Genomic DNA, 18,091 nt, shown 5'->3' on the forward strand with positions numbered 1-18,091 from the left:
CCTTTATTTTTTCTCGCTTCCACCCAGCGGTGCAGGCGCAGCGGCTGCAGGCGCTCCTTTTTTGGCCTTTGCAAAATCACCCGCCTTAATGATCACCAGCTTGTTGTAATCAATGTGTTTGTTAAATGCGGCCTTAATCTGTTCCGGGGTCAATGCTTCGATCTTCTTCTCAAAATCTGCATCCCACTGCATAGTCCGGTTGAGGTAAAGGTTGTTGGCCAATGCGTTGGTCAGTGAAGCATCCTGCGAGCGTCCTACCTGCCGGGATTGCAGGTAACCCGATTTCGCCGCTTTCAATTCCTCAGCCGTAAAACCTTCCTTCATTGCTTTCTCGATCTCTTCTTTGAATGCAGCTTCCAGTTTCTCTGCATTTTGAGGTGCGTAAATCGCATAGGACATAAATGTGCCGCTCTTATCCAAAGAACTTGCAGAGAATTGTGATCCGACACCATAGCTTAACCCATCTTTCTGGCGAATACGTGTGGCAAGCCGGGAGTTCAAAAAGCCTCCGCCCAACAAATAATTGCCGATCACCAATGCCGGATAATCCGGGTCTGTGTCTTGCAGAGGCATATTAAGGCCCGCTATAAACATGGCATTGGCTTTGTCCGGCGTTTCCACCATTTTATTTTCTGCTTTCACAGCTACATAAGGGGAAGCAACGCGTGTAAATGGTTTCGCACTTTTCCATGTTCCGAATTCGTCATTAATGATCTTTTGAAGTGTCGCTTTGTCAAAATCCCCTACAACTGTTGCGGAAGCATTGTTAGCACCATAAAAATCTTTGTGGAACTGCTTGATCTGGTCAATGGTCGTGGCCTTAATGCTCTCCACATCTTCATCAAATGTCCCCACGTAACGAATGTCTCCTTTTGGATAAGGCGTTACAATGCGGCGATACTGGTTGAATGCAATTGCCTGGGGTTCACTCCGTTGCGATTCAATTCCGGCCAGTTCCTCCTGTTTTAATTTTTCAAATTCTGTTTCATCAAAAGCAGGATTCTTCAAAACTTCCGCAACGAGCTTCATTACAGCAGGCAGGTTTTCTTTCGTCGTTTCAATGTTCGCCCCAGCCTGGTTATTAATCCCGAAGAAGCTAACCCGCGCTTTCAGTCTGTCGAATTCATCTTTGAGCTGCTGTCTCGTCTTTGTTTTTGTGCCTTTGTCGAGCATGGACCCCGTGAGATCGGAAATGGTCGCTTTGTTCATCAGGCTCTTTTCATCCCCGTAGCGCAATATGATTTTAGCTGCGACTACATTGCCCCTCGTCGTTTTAGGAAGCAAGGCTATCTCAATGGCATTAGGCTTTTCAACGCGCGTCGTGCGGGATTCCACATTCATGGGCGACGGATCAAATGCCTCTCCTTCTGCTACAACGGCTTCACCTTTATAGCCTTTCACTAATTCTGCTACATTCGGCGCTTCCGGGATTTCAGCTCGTACCGGGTTGGATTCCGGCACGAATGTTCCTAATGTGCGGTTGGACGGACGGAAATAATATTGCGCAACGCGGAAGACGTCCTCCGGCGAAACTTTCCGAATGTTATCCCGGAAAAGGAATGCCAGCCGCCAGTCGCCAGTTGCAATGGCCTCGCTGATGCTCAGTCCTACCCTTTCGGAATTACGGAATTCCAAATCCCAGTTTTTCAGAATGGTCGTTTTTGCACGCTCAATGTCTTCTTTGGAAGGTTTTAAGACCGCAGCCGAATCCAGTGTGGCTGTAAATGCTTTTTTAGCTTCATCCAGAGATTTTTCCTTTAAAATCTCCGCTCCGAAAAGCACAAATCCCGGATCAAACAATTGAAAGCTGAATCCGAATTCAGAAGAAGCCTTCTTTGTATTCACCAGATTTTTGTAAAGTCGGCCGTTGGGTTCAGCTGTTAACAGCTCGGTAAGTACTTCCATGGCGGGATAATCGGCGTGCGAGCCGGGCATAATGTGGTAAGCCGCCATCAGCATTTGCACATCGCCTGTCCTTTTCAGCTCCACAAAACGCTCCCCGTCCTGCGTCGGTTCAGACGTGTAAGATTTGGGTAATACACGTTCCGGTTTTGCGATTTTACCAAAATAATCATTGATCATTGCCAACGTTTTGGCTTCGTCAATTTTTCCGGCAACAGTCAGGACTGCATTGTCCGGCTGGTAATATTTTTTATAAAAAGCCTGTAAATTTTCAATCGGCACCCTTTCAATGTCGGAACGGTTTCCGATGGTTGATTTTCCATAGTTATGCCAAAGAAATGCACCCGAAATCACACGCTCCATCAAAACGCGGAAAGGACTGTTTTCACCAGATTCAAACTCATTGCGCACCACGCTGAACTCGCTGTCCAGATCTTTTTTGGCAATAAACGAATTTACCATTCTGTCCGATTCCAGATCTAATGCCCATTTCAGGTTTTCCTCGGTTGCCGAGAATGTTTCATAATAATTGGTACGGTCATACCAGGTCGTTCCATTCGGTCTGGTTCCATGTTCTGTGAGCTCCTGAGGAATGTTCGGATGCTTGGGCGTGCCTTTGAACACCATGTGTTCCAGCAAATGCGCCATGCCTGTCTCTCCATAACCTTCGTGGCGGGAACCCACCAGGTAAGTTACATTCACCGTAATAGTCGGCTTGGACGGGTCCGGAAACATGAGCACTTTCAGCCCGTTTTCCAGATTGTATTCAGTGATCCCTTCTACCGAAGTGACCTTTTTTACCCCTTTCGGCAGATCCTGCGAAAAGGACGGAGCGGCGATCAGGGAGGTTAGCAGCAGACCGATAACAGCTTTGCCACGGAATGCATTTCTTCTTTTAAAATTCATGACCATATCCAGAAGATTATGTGAGATTTAGATTGCATGAAAATAACGCAGATTCTCGCATTTAGCAATGACTTAGGGATAAATGGCGAAATAAAATCCGGTGCAACAGAATGACAACGTTTTGGTGTATAGGCTTCAACTACTATACATATTTTCCGGCGTCAGTAGGAATTCTGGGAGAAGAATAGCAGTTTTAAACATATATGATTTAATTATAATAAATGACGTCAATCAAAAATATAACCCGCCTGCTATTCCTGTCCGCCATCATTATCCTGGCGGGCTGTGCCTCGGGCATCCCTATTTCAACCAATACAAAATATCCTATTGAAGTGCTTTATGATAACCAGCCGCTGGAGCGGCCTTATTCGGAGATCGGGGTTGTGGAAATTACCAGTGAAGACTCTCTTACCGCCCGTCAAACGCAGGATAAGCGCATGATGTATCGTGGTAATGATGCCAAAACCAAGGAGTTGCTTACTGCGCGTTTGGTTATCAAGGCTCAAAAAATCGGTGCTGATGCGATTATCAATGTCAAATACAAGTATTACACCAGCGTAAAAAGTGAGGGCTACATGCTCAGCGGCCTAGCTGTGAGATACCGCGGCGAATAGTTTCAACGCGTTGGATCTTTCTTGGAGATCATTTTATTGACCGTTGTGTCCTGCCTGGTTGTGTCGGCAGGCACGTAGGGGATTTTTACTGATGGTTTCGGCATCAAAGAAATGCGGTTGAAACTGTGCGTAAACTGCATGCTCACACCACCGGTTGTCACCGAGTTTAAGACAAGTGAGTTCAATACATTCCTGTTGTAGGCTTTCACCCGCACCGAACCACTGGGATTAAGCCAGTATTCCAAAGTCCATTCACCCAGCAAGCTGGCCGCGTCATATTGTGATGCGCCGTTCGCACTTTGGGTCCCGGAAGTAAAACGTCCGTCACGCGTAACGCGGAAGCGATCGTTCAGAAAGCGGTAAGAAAACCTCAATTGCAGGTTATTAAGCGCATTTTGATCCAGAGAAAGTCCTGAAACCCCCACTTCTAGGTTCTCATTAATACCCGAAGCCCAGCGGCTAATCTGATTGGAAACCAGCTCACTAATGCTGCTGCCCAGGAAATTCTGACTCCCCACCGCCGCCAGACTTGCCTCGGGAAGCAACTGATTTACAAGCAATAAACTGCTCACCTGTCTGCTCAGTTCCTGCTCGTCAGACTTCAACTTATTCTGAAATGCTTCCAGTTGCCCGCGATATGTGCTTAATGATGGGTTATCGAGCACTTTCAGGTCATAGCGGATTTGTGGCGACATCAGTTGCTCCGAAAGCGCAATAGTCACTTCCACCGGATAGCGGCGCGATAATGCATCATTTCCTGTTTCCGTGGTGCTGGTATTCGGCAAAACGCCGGCCAGGGAAACCATTTGTGTATAACCTGCTTTCACATCCAGTTGCGCGCCATAAGGATCACCGGACCACACAATGCGGCTTCCCGGTTTGATGCTGAATTTCTTATTAATGACATTCTGTAATGTGAAATTGTATTCTCCCCTTTCAATTTCATACGTGCCGGCCATCGTGAAATCGCCTTTTGTATCAATGTTGAGGTTCAGCCTGCCGCTGCCGTTTCCACGGATAATGTCGCCGGTTTGCCTGTCAAAAATGATCTCGCAAGTTGCATCAGGCGTCAGGTTGAAATTAAAATCCATCTTAATACCCCCTGCAACCTGGCTTCTTGCCGTTGAATCGCCTGATTTTGCGGTGCTGTCTGCCGGTGGCATTTTGCTGACAAACTGAATGTAATCCTGCGTGGCCACTTCCGTAGCGCCGTCCAGCGGAATGTGGATTTTGGTGCCTTTGTTGCTAGTCACATTGGCTTCTATGTTAAGGTTGTCAATGGGGCCAAAAACAGCGACCGGGCCTGTAACATAAGCTGTTCCGTAAAAAATGCTGTTATCCTTCCCGGTTGTATTCAGGATTTTGAAATTGTGTAAATCCGCATTAAAACCGAGTGAAAAGTACTTGAAACCATCATGAAAAACCCCGCCGCGCAGGTTGGCCGTGTTTCCGTCCGTATCCGTGATGAGCATGTTATCGGATGTAATTTCACTCTCGGTAAAGTTGATCTTATCACTGAAAGTAAAGATCGATTGCAGATAATCGAATTTCATCCGGCCTTTATCCACCATTAAAGAACCAGAAAGGATCGGTGCATTCACCACGCCTTTGATCGTCACTACCCCTTTGGCCGTCCCGCTGATGTCCGAAACCAGCCCCGTAGCAAACGGTTCGAGACCTTTGAAATCAAAATTGTTGAAAATAGCCTTCAAATCCAGCGTATTGGCGCTTAATTTGGGACGATAGGCGCCGGTGAGATTGAACACGCGCCGTGCATCTTTGTTCAGCTGCGCATCAATTTCCAGCTCACTCCTACTCTGGTCCCAATCCCCAGTCCCGGATAAATTTCCAAATTCATACTGACCATAGCCAAGGCTTTCAATACTGAAATTGGCATCCAGTACAACATCATTATAAATGTCCTTCACCTTCGCAGAGCCATCCATAATCCCTGCTAACTGCGTGGTTAACAATGCATTTAAACTGGACAACCTGAAATTTTTGATGTCCAGCACCATGCTTTTCTCTGGATCTTCCGAAGCCGTGCCGTTCACGAAAATCCGCTGCTTGCCACTCACAAGGCCAAAATTGGACATCGTCACTTCACGCCCTACAATAGAAATGAAGCTTTCAGAAGGCACATTCCAGGTTTCCTCTAAAAGATTAAGCTTCGAATTTTTAAAATTAATGTCCAAACCAGCGGGCAGGAAACGGATTTCACCGGCCAGATTAGCATTATTCGTGCTGGCTACCTGACTCAATGCGCCATTAAAATCGATGTGATCAACGTCCCAGGTTCCCTCAATTTCCAGTTTTTCAGTAGGGACCAGTGCGCTTATCTTCTGATTTTCGGACGTTACCAGCATGGAAGCCAAAACTTCCGCTGAGTTCACAAACTTTGAAGTTGTCACATCGATTTCCGCTTTCACAAATTCATTCGTGCCATAACGAACTGTGTCCGAAATTGCATTTAATGTTAAAAAAGCCGTGTTATCCATTTTAAAGACACCCTCAGCCTTAGCTCCTCTTGAAATATGCACATCGGGGCTAAGGAATGCGAGAAAGCGCGACAGGTTCCTGGTTTCCACCGCATAATCGATCTGGTAACGGCTTAATGAGGTGGTAGCCGGCTTTTTGGCATAATATTCGGTCCTGTTTGCTTCGTTTTCGAAGAAGTAAAGTCTGTATTCGGCCAGAATTCGGCTAATGTCCTTGTAAGCAGCGGTTGGAAGAAAATTTCCATCCATTTTGGCAGTCAGGAACTCACTTTCCAATTTCAGTATCCTCCTGTCGGCGATCTGGCGCGATGAGAAAACCAGCGTGTCCATGACCAGGTTTCTTTCCTTTTCGGACATGAGTAAATACGTGTCGAGCAGCTTGGCATCGCCTGTCAGCGCGTCAAATGTATTACCGGACAGATTAACGTTCAGTTGCGTGCGCAGTGTGATGGCCTCCTTCGTAAAACCAAGGTCTTTGAGGTTCGCCCGTTCAATGGTCCCTTGCACATCAAATGCATTTTGCGCCTTTGAAAGGTCAAATTCTCCTTCAATGTTGGCGATCAGATTGCTATCACGCGCAACAACGAGGCCATTGAAATACTGATTTTGTATATTTCCTTTGAGCTGAATGTTCCTGTAATTGTAATGCTGAAACCCAACCCGTCCGACGGTTGCATTCATATCCGTAGATGCAAATTTTAACTCCGTCCCTTTGCCAAAAACCTTCCCATCAAAATCCAGCTCCTGCCAGGTTTCCTCGTCATCCAATAACTTACCCAGCTTGAAAGCAGCCGTTTTAATCGTTCCGGAATAGGTGGTTGACTGTGCGTCGGCAATGTGGAAAACGAGATCGCCCGCCACTTCGCCCATATCAGAAGAAGCCGAAGCATTTAAAGCAAAATCTTCCAATGTTCCTTTAAATGTGCCATCCAGTAATGTGAGGCCAAACTTCGAAAGCGTGGAATGCATATCCCATTCAGGATAATACTGGATAATGTCCATTGGTTCCACTTTTGAAAGTGACAGTTGAATGTCCATTTTTACACCTTCAATCTTCGGCAGTCCCTGAAAACCAACATTACCAACCAAACGGCTCCCTCTTCCGAAGTGCAGGTCCATATCCGACACCATGAAATCATCGACTTTGCCATTGAAATCGCCCGATATGCGCCAGGTTTCACTTAGATTATCAACATAACTCGAAAAAAGCCCCAGGTCCTTGGAATCAATACGACTTCCCACCAAATGCCCTTTCATCCGGACCTTATGATTGAAGTCGCCCAGCTCGCCCGATCTGTTATAGTAAAATATAACTTCGTCTTTCAAGTGGGAATTCCCAATGTGTGCGTCCAGCTCTTTGAGCTCCATCTTTTTTTGGCAAAACAAAAAACGCGTTTCCAGATCGTGCATCGTAAGGCCGGTCTGCTTATCGACCGTTTCCAGGTTTCGGGCCAGAAAGGAAATGGTGTCGCCCTGAACCAAAAAATTTCTCAGGTCCCCATTTAATTTGTTCAGCTCAAAATGGGAATAGTCAAAAGTCCTGGCGCCCTTATCACGGGGCTGACGCGGATCGTCATAGCGGAATGTGCCGTCGATGACTTTTGATTTTCCGATAATAAAAGGCGTGTTGTTTTCTGGTGCGTTTTTTGGGCGCGGAACAGCCGGCGCGGTGAGCTCATTAATGCGTTCGATGAAGCCATCGATGTTCAATGAGCCTGAGGAGGGTATAATGGCCAGGTGCACATTAGGCTGATATACATTCACTTCATCGAGATAAATTTCTTTTGAAGCGTTTTCAATAATGTTGTTAAGGTCCAGATTAACATCAATCCTGCCGACGTCAATCATGTCCTTCTGGCTCGTGTCCTTCACCGAAATCCCTTCGAGGGAAACCACGTCGAACCACTTAATGTTGACTTTTTCGATGGTAATGGGATAACCCAGCTTTTCGGAAATGTTGCTGGTAACACGCTGAACTGCCCAGGTTTGGACGGAAGGAAGTTGAAGCGCAATGGTCACAATTCCCAGCGCCAGCAGCGCGAAGATGATCACTACGATCAGACCATTACCAAACGCCTTCAGGAATTTTAACATATACAGCTTCGCGGCGGGATACCGCTTATCTTATTGTTAATGCTTAATTTTGCGACTATAGTTCAACAAATATGAATATCCTCGCCATTGAATCGTCTTGTGACGAAACCTCCGCAGCCGTAATCACTAACGGGAAAATCTGCTCCAATGTTGTTGCTACGCAACTGATTCACACACAATATGGCGGCGTGGTTCCCGAACTTGCTTCGCGGGCACACCAGCAACACATTCTACCTGTGGTCGATAACGCGCTGAACGATGCAAAAGTAGCAAAAAAAGACCTGGATGCCATTGCTTTTACCAAAGGACCGGGGTTATTAGGCGCTTTGCTTGTGGGCACTTCCTTTGCCAAATCCATGGCTTTGGGGCTTAACATTCCACTGATAGAAATCAATCACATGCAGGCACACGTGCTGGCGCATTTCATCGATGATCCCAAACCTGCATTTCCTTTTCTCTGCCTGACCGTCAGCGGCGGGCATACGCAGATTGTGAAGGTTACAGGTCCCTTGGAAATGGAAATTATTGGTGAGACAAAAGACGATGCAGTGGGCGAAGCATTTGATAAAACAGCGAAATTGCTCGATCTGCCCTATCCTGGCGGACCGTTGATCGATAAATATGCCGCTTTGGGTAACCCTAATGCTTACCCGTTCCCGCTTCCTGAAATGCCTGGGCTGGACTTTTCTTTCAGTGGGATCAAGACTTCATTTATGTATTTTTTGCAAAAACGGGTGCGCGAGAATCCTGATTTTATCAAAGAAAATATCAATGATATCTGTGCGAGCATTCAGTTTACATTGGTGGACATTCTGTTGAAAAAGCTAAAAAAGGCGTCGCGGGAAACGGGCATTAAGGAAATTGCAATCGCCGGCGGTGTCTCTGCGAACTCGGGATTACGGAAATCACTGCTTGAATTGGGCGAAAAACTAGGGTGGAAAGTGTACATTCCGGCATTCGAATACTGCACAGATAATGCAGCCATGATTGCGATGGCGGCGCATTACAAGTTTGAAGCCAAGGATTTTACGGATCAAACCGTAAGTCCGCTGGCCCGGATGGAATTTTAAAAGTCATGAATAAAACATCTTTGAACAATGCGTTTATCAGAAATCTGGATCTATCCGGTCAAGTCGTTGGGTGGAATTCGCCTTACCGAGGCTAATGTCGAAGAAAGAGGCCTGCAGTACGATCGTCGCTGGCTGATCATTGACGAAAACAATGTGTTTATCACGCAAAGGGTTTTTGGTCAAATGGCCCTGATCGATGTCGCGCTGGAATCGAGTGGACTGAAAATATTTTTGAGAAATAATCCTGAAAACAATGTGATCGTTCCTTACGAACCTGGTTCTGGGGAAAAGGTCTCTGTAACCATCTGGGACGACATTGTGAATGCGGTAACAGTTTCTGATGAAGCGGATGCCTGGCTCTCTGCGCAACTGGACATGCGCGTAAGGCTTGTTATGATGCCGGAATCAACCGAGCGAAAGGCAGATCCAAAATATGCCAGCCATGGAGAGAATGTGAGTTTTGCGGATGGTTTTCCATTCCTTGTCATTTCTCAGGCCTCGCTGGACGAGTTAAATTCCCGGTTAGAAGAACCAATTTCCATGGTCCGTCTTCGCCCAAATTTCGTGATTGCTGAAACAATGCCTTTCGAAGAAGATCAATGGAAGCGTATCCGAGTGAGAGAACTGGATTTTGAAATCGTAAAACCTTGCGGTCGGTGCGTACTGACAACTGTCGACCCCGCCACGGGACAAAAAGGACCCGAACCATTAAAAACACTTGCCACTTACAGACGGGTTAACAACAAAGTACTATTCGGTCAAAACCTCGTTGCAAGTAACTTTGGGATAGTCCGGGAAGGGGACGAATTGGAAGTTATTGAATGATTGTTGCATTGAGTGGCCCGGTCCACTCAATGCGACAACCTTACTAGCTTTTTGCTTTGGAATTAATTCCCGTTCAAATTTTGAACACCACCGTAGTAGTACTGACCATTTGTGAGTTTCAAGTACGGTCTTGCATAAAGCTTTTCAAAAACTCCCCCTTCAATGGGAAGATTTACAAAATGAGCACTTACTGCGAGGGGCATCATATACAATGCTTTTTTATCACCGACCCTCGGCTCCGTATTAACAGCTCCATTTGAAGTTGTTTTGTAAGAGTACGCGACACCGTATTCAGTAATGGAAAACGATCCCAATGACATTACATCAAGTTTTGCTGTTACTGCCCCGTTTTGATTTTTAATTAAGGTCAGGTTCAATGCCGGGACACGTGTTGGCCTTAACTTTAAAACTTCGCCATACACTACTGTTCCATTTGCCTGCCTTGCATAAGCTCGGAAGTAGAGGTTTTCAAAATCATCAAATCCAACAGCTTTTCTTAGCAGTGACTGCTGTCCTAGTGTTGCAGCGCCATCAAATTTCAGAGCGCTCGTGTATTGATTTGATAACGTAGGGACTTCGGTAAACTCATCACTGTTTGGCGATTTGAAGGAAAGTAGAACGCCGTACTCCGATATGGGCCGCGTTCCGATTTTTTCAAATGACATCCTGAAAGTCAGGTCATTGATAACCTCATCCGAAAATGATATTTCCATTGTCTTAACCTGTGCATCCTCTGCAACGGGCTCTGGCTTTGGTTCGGGCGTTACGTGATCCTGGCAGGAAAAAGCGAAGAGGAAAAGCGCTGCTAGCAGGGATGAAAATTGGAGTGTGATTCTTTTCATGATTGAGAATTGTTTTGCTTTATTTTGTTCAATCACAATATTAAGGCAAGCGACTCAGAGCAAAACTATGGAAGACGAGGCCATTGAACTAACGGCAGTCAGGCAGTTATTTAAAGGAGCAATTATGAGTTAACGGTTAGAAGAAAGCGTAAAAAAAGCCCGGGAGAAAGTCCCAGGCTTGAAATAATTTTCAGAAATGTTCAGATAAGAATGTCTATGGCTGCGCTTCCGTTTCCGTTGTTCCGTTTGTCTGAAACGGGCTTTTCATAATCCCTCTTTCCGAATTACGGATAAAGTTAATGACCACATCCCGCTCGTTAGATGGCGGTAATTCAAGCTCTATTTTCTGCAAAGCCTCTGCATTATTAAGGCCGCGCATATAAATGTAGCGGTAAATGTTCTGGATCTCGTTGATCTTCTCGTTGCTGTAACCACGTCTGCGCAGTCCGACAGAATTGATCCCGGCATAGGAAATGGGTTCGCGGGCAGCTTTTGTAAATGGTGGCACATCCTTGCGGACCAATGTTGCCCCTGAAACGAACGCATGCGAACCAATCTTAACAAACTGATGCACAGCACTTAATGCACTCACAATCGCCCAGTCGCCTACATGTACGTGACCTGCCATTTGCACATTGTTGCCGATAATGCAGCTGTTTCCAACCCGGCAATCGTGCGCTACGTGGGCGTAAGCCATAATCAGGCAGTCGGAGCCGACCACTGTTTTCCAATGTTCCTCGGTTCCGCGGCTGATCGTCGCGTATTCGCGGATCGTGGTGTTGTCACCGATGATAGTGAATGTATATTCGTTGTTATATTTAAGATCCTGAGGCGTCGATGCAATGACGGCTCCCGGAAAGATCCGGCAGTTTTTTCCTATTCTCGCGCCTGAATTAATAACAGCGTGTGATCCTATCCATGAGCCCTCACCAATTTCAACATCGGAATGTATCATTGCGAATGGTTCAATTTCTACATTCTGAGCGATCTTAGCGTCAGGATGAATATATGCTAATGATTGAGTCATTTTTTCTTTACCAGGCTTGCTATCATATCCGCTTCACACACCAACTGTCCGGCTACGTATCCCCGGCCACTCATTTTCACAATTCCCCTTTTCATTGGAGACGTAAATTCACATTTAAAAATTACCGTATCTCCGGGAAAAACATTGCGTCGGAAGCGGCATGCGTCAATTCCGATCAGGTAAGGCCAGTAATTATCAGGATCAGGCACGCTTGTCAGAACCAAAATACCACCAGTCTGCGCCATCGCCTCCAATTGTAAAACACCCGGCATAACAGGGTTTCCAGGGAAATGCCCTAAGAAAAACTGCTCATTGATCGTCACATTTTTAACGCCTACCACGCTGTTTTCGTCCAGTGCAATGATCTTATCAATCATTTGGAAAGGATAGCGGTGCGCAAGCAGCTGACCGATCTGGTTAATATCAAAAACCGGCGCCTTATTGGGATCATATTGTGGAATATCTCCTTTGCCGGATTTAATCAGTTTCTTAATTTTTTTAGCCAAAGCCACATTGGCCGCATGTCCCGGACGGGCAGCCAAAATCTGCGCCTTAATCGGACGACCCACCAATGCAAGATCTCCAATCAGGTCCAGCAGCTTGTGCCGCGCCATTTCGTTGGGATAATGCAGGTCAACATTGTTTAAAATGCCTTTTGATTCATTAACGCTAACTTTTGGTTTGCTCAATAGCTGCGAGAGATGATCCAATTCCCCATCCCGAACTTCTCTGTCTACAATTACGATCGCATTCGTAAGATCGCCGCCTTTGATCAGGTTTTGCTTATACAAAGCTTCAAGTTCGTGCAGGAATACAAAAGTGCGGCACTCTGCGATATCGTCTTTGAATAATGTAATGTCATTCAAAGAAGCATGCTGGCTGCTAATTACAGTTGAATTATAATCAACCATCACCGTCAGCCTATAATCAGAAAGCGGTAAAGCAACAAGTTCCGTGTCGGTTTCCTTATTTATATAATGCACATATTCAGGCACTTCGAAGTAATTCCTGTATGCGTTTTGTTCTTCAATGCCTGCATCGAGCAGGGCATCTACGAATTTAATGGAACTTCCATCCATGATCGGCGGCTCGGGGCCGTCAAGCTGGATGAGCACATTGTCAATTTGCAAACCAACCAATGCTGCTAATGTATGCTCAACCGTATGGATCCGTGCTCCGTTTTGTTCGATGGTCGTTCCGCGCGACAGATCGACAACATTGTCGACATCTGCATCTACGATTGGCTGGTCGGGTAAATCAATGCGTTGAAACTTGTATCCGTGGTTGGCAGGGGCTGGCACAAATGTCATTGTAGCCACCACACCTGTATGTAAACCCACTCCTGTTACGGATACAGACTTGGAAATGGTTTGTTGTTTTTCGTTCATTATAAATTTCCTTTTCTTCTTAAAGGCGCGTTGTATTATTGACCCTGAAAATCGGATGTTTCGTGTTTATTTTCCAGATCTTTCAGCCTTTCTTCTATTTCGGGGAGCCTTCTTACAAGGGCCATGGATCTTAAATGTTCGTTCAAATCCCTTGCTGGCGAGCCTGATAGCGAAAGTCCTTCCTTTTTGATGGATTTCCCTAATCCGCTCTGGGCGCCAATTTTGGTTTTATTAGCAATCGTAATGTGTCCCACAATCCCAACTTGTCCGGCAACGACACACTGTTCGCCTACCGTGGTTGATCCTGAGATTCCGGACTGTGCTGCAATTACGGTATTTTTTCCAATCTCTACATTATGTGCGATTTGCACGAGATTATCTATTTTAACCCCTTTGCGAATAATTGTAGAACCCATTGTCGCACAATCAATTGTGGAATTGGATCCAACACTTACATCATCTTCCAGGATCACATTGCCAAGCTGGGGAATTGTTTTATAAGTCCCGTCAGTTTGTGGTGCAAAACCAAAACCATCGCTTCCAATGACTGTATTAGCGAAGATCACGCAGTTTTTACCAATGATCGTATTATCATAAATACGGACACCGGGATGGATAACTGAATTGTCACCAATTTCGATGTTATCCCCGAGATATGTGTTTGGATAGATCTTTACGCTGTTGCCGATCACGCAGTTTTTACCAATGTAGGAAAATGCGCCCCGGTAGCAATTGTCGCCGGTCTGACTATTCTCTCCGATAAAACTAGGCTGTTCCACCCCGGTTTTGCCGCCGGCAATGCGTTTTTGATATTCTTCGAGCAGGATTGTGAATGCAGTGTAAGCATTTTCGACATAGATAAGGGTTGTCGAAATCTCTTTTTTAGGAACAAAATCCTTGTTGACAATAACGGCAGAGGATTGTGTTGTATATATGTAAGGTTCGTATTTACTATTGGCTAAAAAGGAAATACAGCCCGGACGCCCTTCTTCAATTTTAGCAGCCGAATCAATTGTAATTTTTTCATTTCCAACAATGGTTCCATCAAGCATTTGAGCAATCTCGCTGACAGTAAATTTCATATATTTTCGGCTAATTTCGGGTAACGAATATCGAGTACTTATAGTGGATTTTGAAAAGGGCTTTTTCTTTTAACGATCCTGACTAACCACGCAAAGATACATTTTTAGCCCAACATACATAGTACTTGCGTACAATCTTAGTGAGCGCCTTAATGGTTGGTATATCGGATGCATCGGCAATGTCTAGCAGCGCGCCGCCCTTCATTTTCACCCGGATCGGGTCGAGTTCTTTTGCATAAGCCCAGTTGGTTGTTTCGCCGCTTACCAGAAAATAATCCATCTGCTCCTCGGCAATGCCTGCTTCCAGAAGCTGTCCCCGTAAGTCAGCAAGCAATGCTTCGCTTGGGGGAGCATCATAGAAAGTAATTTTAAACAGCTGCCGGTTCAGGAGCATGGTACAGAGTGTCGAGAGAACGGGATCGCTATGCGTTCTCCAGCCCTTTACAGAAGCCCATACGTCGTTATCATCCAAACCGTTGAACGAATCGAGCAGATCCTGGTGTATATCAAAGTCTTCAAGGCTGTAATTATTGTGCAGAAATCTAGCAAAATCCGGTGTGGCAAATAATGTTGCGCCGCTTTCCGACAATTCGCGTGCTCTTTGCAGCAGCTGGGTGAGCATGGCCTGCGCGCTTAGCAATGTTTTATGCAAATAAACCTGCCAGTACATGAGCCTCCGGGCATGCAGGAAATTTTCAATGCTAAGCAAGCCTTTTTCCTCTACTACCAGCTGGTCCTCGCTCACATCCAGCATCTTAATGAGTCTGTCGGCACCGATAGAACCCTCAATCACACCCGTATAAAAACTATCGCGGTTCAGGTAATCCATCCGGTCCATATCCAGCTGGCTGGAAACCATTTGATGGAAAAACTTGCGGGGATAAGTCCCCTCAAACATCCGAATAGCCAGATCAAGCCTTCCCTCCATTTGCCGGTTCAAGGCTTTCATCATGACAAGCGTGATGGATTCATGCGCAACATGTTGCAACAACACACTTTCCAAAACATGAGAAAACGGGCCATGACCCAGATCATGCAGCAGAATAGCCGCTTGCGCGGCCTCAAATTCGGACTCAGAAATGGCGTGGCCTTTTTGTTGTAATACTTTGAGGGCCTGTCCCATGAGGTGCATGGCGCCCAGTGCGTGATGGAAGCGGGTATGCAGTGCGCCAGGATAAACGACATCCGCCAATCCCAGTTGCTTAATCCGCCTCAAACGCTGAAAATAGGGATGATCAACCAGGTCGTAAAGCAGATCAGAAGAAATAGATATAAACCCGTAAACGGGATCGTTAATGATTTTCCTTTTATTCAAAGCTCGATTTTTTGGCAAAAGTAATAAACATGCAACGGACAAAAGAAGTTATTCTTATCAATATGATTTGGAGAATTGCCGCTATTAAGTAATTTTGCAGTCCTTATCGGGCCTATAGCTCATTCGGTTAGAGCAACTGACTCATAATCAGTAGGTGCCTGGTTCGATTCCAGGTGGGCCCACTACAATCAAGCACTTAACATTCGTTGAGTGCTATTTTTATGACTCATAATCAGTAGGTGCCTGCCGGGCGGCCGGGCGGTTCGATTCCAGGTGGGCCCACTACAATCAAGCACTTAACATTCATTGAGTGCTTTTTTATGACTCATAATCAGTAGGTTCCTGCCGGGCCGCCGGGCGGTTCGATCCCAGGTGGGCCCACTACAATCAAGCACTTAACATTCGTTGAGTGCTTTTTTATGACTCATAACCAGCAGGTGCCTGCCGGGCCGCCGGGCGGTTCGATTCCAGATGGACCCACTTATAATCAAGTACTTAGCAACTTCAAAACCCTTATATACCAATCACCATTCTAATTTCAGCTCGATGCTCATAAATAGCGGTTATACTAACTGATATTAAAATAAAACAATCGTAATATTGCGATTTGAATAATTTGTGCTATGTTTGCAGTATGGGAGTTACGAAGACAGAAATTTTTACTGCACAACAAAACCGGATCGCGGACTTAGCAAAAGCATTTGCACATCCCGCACGGGTTGCAATACTGCAGTTGCTAATTTCCCGGAAAGCTTGCGTTTGTGGTGATTTGGTTGATGAACTCGAACTTGCTCAGGCAACCGTTTCTCAGCACTTAAAGGAATTGAAACGAATAGGGATCATCCAGGGGGAGATTAACCCGCCACGTGTTTGCTATTGCATTAATCCGCCGGTATGGGAAGAAGCTCAGCGAGCGTTTGGTGCTATACTAAGATCTTTTGAAGGAGTGACCTGCTGCAACTAAGAAGACATTTTTTCGACAAATCAATCGTAATATTACATTATAACAATAGGCACTATGATTAACCAACCTAATCCAATGATCTGGCAAACGTTCAAAAGTACGCTTGAACAAAACCCTGATCTGCACCTGCAATTCCAATACGAAGCAGGCAAGTTTGTTGACAATTCGTTTCATATTACCGAGATTAAGCAGGCACCGATTGTTTCTGTTGATTGCGGTGGTGTCATCAGTAGCTGGACGGAAGTAATCGTGCAGCTTTGGGAGCCGCCAGTAAAAGAAGCTGATCGCTCGATGCAGGTTAGTAAGGCGCTAAAAATTATAAACCTGGTTGAAAAGTCATTGTCGCTGAATCCAAATGCCGTTGTGAAAATCGAATTCGGCAATTCCAAGTTCGACACCCGTCAAATGTATCCAGGTGAGCTTTTGGCCGAAAGTGACAGCTTTATTGTCAATCTGGTTCCGGATTTTACCCAGTGCAAAGCACTCTCGCGAAACCAGGCTTGCGGGACAACCGCGGCAGATGCTTCATGCTGTGGCCCGGCACCAGAAAAAACCGAGGAATTGGAACTTGTGGCAGCTGATGGCGCTGCGTGTAAACCGGGTTCGGGCTGCTGCTAATTATCAATCAATTATCATACATGAAAAAAATTCTAGTGTTATGCACGGGCAATTCTGCCCGCAGCCAATTGGCGCAAGGTTACTTGCAGTATTTCGCCGGTGACCGCGCGGAAGTATATAGCGCCGGTGTTGATCCAAAAGGGGTTAACCCGGTTGCAATCCAGGTCATGGCCGAAGATGGCATTGATATCTCGCATCATACATCGAACCATGCCGACGAATACACCGGCATCCCTTTCGATTATGTGATTACTGTTTGTGATAATGCCCGCGAGCAATGCCCTTATTTCCCGTCCGCTGGGGAAATGATCCATCAAAGCTTTTCAGATCCTGGCCATACCGCACCGGCGGACCTACCAGGTGAAGACCTGGAAACCTCATTCCGCAGGGTACGGGATGAAATAAAGGAATATAGCCGGGAGTTTATCAATCAAAAATTGCCTGCCTGATGACTTTCACCATCCGCCCCCTGATTGCGTCGGATTGGCCAGCGGTAAAGGAGATTTACCAGCTGGGCATTGATACCGGAGATGCAACTTATGAAACGCAGGCGCCGGAAGCCGAAGCACTGAAAGTGAAGTTTCTGACAGAGCCGCAGCTCGTTGCCGAAGATAGCGGCCAGGTGATCGGCTGGGCCATGCTATCAGCTGTTTCCAGCCGATGCGTGTATGGTGGAGTAGCAGAAACGAGCATTTATATCCATTCCGGATATCAGGGGCGTGGTGTTGGCCGGGCGCTTTTATCTGCCCTGGTTCCGCTAAGCGAAGAGCTTGGCTACTGGACGTTGCAGGCACAAATATTCCCCGAAAATAAGGCCAGCATTGCCCTTCATGAGCACCACGGTTTTCGCCGAGTGGGCTACCGGGAAAAATTAGGAAAGCGCAATGGGGTTTGGCGGGACGTTCTGTTTTTGGAACGCCGCAGCGCGATTGTGGGAAATGATTAA

Annotated in this window: 14 protein-coding genes and 1 tRNA gene; 8 read left to right on the plus strand and 7 right to left on the minus strand. The window is 46.1% G+C overall.

All coding sequences use genetic code 11. The features are described 5' to 3' along the window. Positions 1-3: 3 nt before the first annotated feature. Positions 4-2,814, minus strand: coding sequence for a M16 family metallopeptidase (locus tag G395_RS0102055; protein WP_026628540.1), 2,811 nt, complete (start codon positions 2,812-2,814; stop codon positions 4-6). Between the two features lie 215 nt (positions 2,815-3,029). Here G395_RS0102055 and G395_RS0102060 point away from each other — a divergent pair, with 215 nt between their 5' ends. Further along, entirely contained in the window at positions 3,030-3,422 is a 393-nt protein-coding gene (locus G395_RS0102060; RefSeq protein ID WP_026628541.1) for a hypothetical protein, read from the plus strand. Between the two features lie 2 nt (positions 3,423-3,424). Here G395_RS0102060 and G395_RS0102065 read toward each other — a convergent pair whose 3' ends face one another. Continuing rightward, positions 3,425-8,014, minus strand: a complete 4,590-nt coding sequence (locus tag G395_RS0102065; protein WP_026628542.1) for a translocation/assembly module TamB domain-containing protein — start codon at positions 8,012-8,014, stop codon at positions 3,425-3,427. A gap of 71 nt (positions 8,015-8,085) precedes the next feature. Between G395_RS0102065 and tsaD the strand changes: the two genes are divergently transcribed. Together tsaD and G395_RS0102075 are read left to right on the plus strand one after the other, a co-directional pair. Further along, positions 8,086-9,084 (plus strand): tRNA (adenosine(37)-N6)-threonylcarbamoyltransferase complex transferase subunit TsaD, encoded by a 999-nt coding sequence (gene tsaD / locus G395_RS0102070; RefSeq protein WP_026628543.1) that lies wholly within the window; start codon positions 8,086-8,088, stop codon positions 9,082-9,084. A gap of 27 nt (positions 9,085-9,111) precedes the next feature. Next, positions 9,112-9,909: an MOSC domain-containing protein gene (locus tag G395_RS0102075; RefSeq protein ID WP_026628544.1), complete on the plus strand. Its 798-nt coding sequence runs from the start codon at positions 9,112-9,114 to the stop codon at positions 9,907-9,909. A gap of 62 nt (positions 9,910-9,971) precedes the next feature. Here the strand turns inward: G395_RS0102075 and G395_RS0102080 are convergent, their stop codons facing one another. The 5 genes from G395_RS0102080 to G395_RS0102105 all read right to left on the minus strand — a co-directional run bounded on the left by G395_RS0102080 (position 9,972) and on the right by G395_RS0102105 (position 15,563). Then, positions 9,972-10,751 (minus strand): hypothetical protein, encoded by a 780-nt coding sequence (locus G395_RS0102080; protein WP_026628545.1) that lies wholly within the window; start codon positions 10,749-10,751, stop codon positions 9,972-9,974. A 214-nt stretch (positions 10,752-10,965) separates the two neighbouring features. Next, complete coding sequence (gene lpxA / locus G395_RS0102090) at positions 10,966-11,778, minus strand: acyl-ACP--UDP-N-acetylglucosamine O-acyltransferase (RefSeq protein ID WP_026628546.1); 813 nt, start codon at positions 11,776-11,778, stop codon at positions 10,966-10,968. Then, positions 11,775-13,166 carry a bifunctional UDP-3-O-[3-hydroxymyristoyl] N-acetylglucosamine deacetylase/3-hydroxyacyl-ACP dehydratase gene (locus G395_RS0102095; RefSeq protein ID WP_026628547.1) on the minus strand — a complete coding sequence of 464 codons (1,392 nt, stop codon included), beginning with the start codon at positions 13,164-13,166 and terminating at the stop codon, positions 11,775-11,777. Before G395_RS0102095 ends, lpxA begins: the two co-directional genes overlap by 4 nt. Positions 13,167-13,201: 35 nt before the next feature. Beyond that, positions 13,202-14,248 carry a UDP-3-O-(3-hydroxymyristoyl)glucosamine N-acyltransferase gene (gene lpxD, locus G395_RS0102100; RefSeq protein ID WP_026628548.1) on the minus strand — a complete coding sequence of 349 codons (1,047 nt, stop codon included), beginning with the start codon at positions 14,246-14,248 and terminating at the stop codon, positions 13,202-13,204. Between the two features lie 82 nt (positions 14,249-14,330). Continuing rightward, positions 14,331-15,563, minus strand: coding sequence for an HD domain-containing protein (locus G395_RS0102105; protein WP_026628549.1), 1,233 nt, complete (start codon positions 15,561-15,563; stop codon positions 14,331-14,333). Between the two features lie 108 nt (positions 15,564-15,671). On the opposite strand from G395_RS0102105, the gene G395_RS0102110 reads away from it, so the two are divergent. The 5 genes from G395_RS0102110 to G395_RS0102130 all read left to right on the plus strand — a co-directional run bounded on the left by G395_RS0102110 (position 15,672) and on the right by G395_RS0102130 (position 18,091). Then, positions 15,672-15,745, plus strand: a tRNA-Ile gene (locus G395_RS0102110). Positions 15,746-16,197: 452 nt separating this feature from the next. Beyond that, on the plus strand, positions 16,198-16,527 hold the full coding sequence (locus G395_RS0102115; protein ID WP_026628550.1) for an ArsR/SmtB family transcription factor: 330 nt from the start codon (positions 16,198-16,200) through the stop codon (positions 16,525-16,527). Positions 16,528-16,581: 54 nt separating this feature from the next. Beyond that, positions 16,582-17,145: a DUF6428 family protein gene (locus tag G395_RS0102120; protein WP_026628551.1), complete on the plus strand. Its 564-nt coding sequence runs from the start codon at positions 16,582-16,584 to the stop codon at positions 17,143-17,145. 20 nt (positions 17,146-17,165) lie between these two features. Then, the gene (locus G395_RS0102125) at positions 17,166-17,594 is read left to right on the plus strand and encodes an arsenate reductase ArsC (RefSeq protein WP_026628552.1); all 429 of its coding nucleotides are present in this window, start codon (positions 17,166-17,168) and stop codon (positions 17,592-17,594) included. After that, complete coding sequence (locus G395_RS0102130) at positions 17,594-18,091, plus strand: GNAT family N-acetyltransferase (RefSeq protein ID WP_026628553.1); 498 nt, start codon at positions 17,594-17,596, stop codon at positions 18,089-18,091. The genes G395_RS0102125 and G395_RS0102130 overlap by 1 nt, the downstream gene beginning before the upstream one ends.

The organism is Dyadobacter alkalitolerans DSM 23607, assembly GCF_000428845.1.
GTDB lineage: Bacteria > Bacteroidota > Bacteroidia > Cytophagales > Spirosomataceae > Dyadobacter > Dyadobacter alkalitolerans.

What these genes read in the sequence shown, in the direction of transcription:
- G395_RS0102055 (WP_026628540.1), bottom strand. Translation starts at nt 2,814, where the DNA reads ATGGTCATGAATTTTAAAAGAAGAAATGCATTCCGTGGCAAAGCTGTT.
- G395_RS0102060 (WP_026628541.1), top strand. Translation starts at nt 3,030, where the DNA reads ATGACGTCAATCAAAAATATAACCCGCCTGCTATTCCTGTCCGCCATC.
- G395_RS0102065 (WP_026628542.1), bottom strand. Translation starts at nt 8,014, where the DNA reads ATGTTAAAATTCCTGAAGGCGTTTGGTAATGGTCTGATCGTAGTGATC.
- tsaD (WP_026628543.1), top strand. Translation starts at nt 8,086, where the DNA reads ATGAATATCCTCGCCATTGAATCGTCTTGTGACGAAACCTCCGCAGCC.
- G395_RS0102075 (WP_026628544.1), top strand. Translation starts at nt 9,112, where the DNA reads ATGCGTTTATCAGAAATCTGGATCTATCCGGTCAAGTCGTTGGGTGGA.
- G395_RS0102080 (WP_026628545.1), bottom strand. Translation starts at nt 10,751, where the DNA reads ATGAAAAGAATCACACTCCAATTTTCATCCCTGCTAGCAGCGCTTTTC.
- lpxA (WP_026628546.1), bottom strand. Translation starts at nt 11,778, where the DNA reads ATGACTCAATCATTAGCATATATTCATCCTGACGCTAAGATCGCTCAG.
- G395_RS0102095 (WP_026628547.1), bottom strand. Translation starts at nt 13,166, where the DNA reads ATGAACGAAAAACAACAAACCATTTCCAAGTCTGTATCCGTAACAGGA.
- lpxD (WP_026628548.1), bottom strand. Translation starts at nt 14,248, where the DNA reads ATGAAATTTACTGTCAGCGAGATTGCTCAAATGCTTGATGGAACCATT.
- G395_RS0102115 (WP_026628550.1), top strand. Translation starts at nt 16,198, where the DNA reads ATGGGAGTTACGAAGACAGAAATTTTTACTGCACAACAAAACCGGATC.
- G395_RS0102120 (WP_026628551.1), top strand. Translation starts at nt 16,582, where the DNA reads ATGATTAACCAACCTAATCCAATGATCTGGCAAACGTTCAAAAGTACG.
- G395_RS0102125 (WP_026628552.1), top strand. Translation starts at nt 17,166, where the DNA reads ATGAAAAAAATTCTAGTGTTATGCACGGGCAATTCTGCCCGCAGCCAA.
- G395_RS0102130 (WP_026628553.1), top strand. Translation starts at nt 17,594, where the DNA reads ATGACTTTCACCATCCGCCCCCTGATTGCGTCGGATTGGCCAGCGGTA.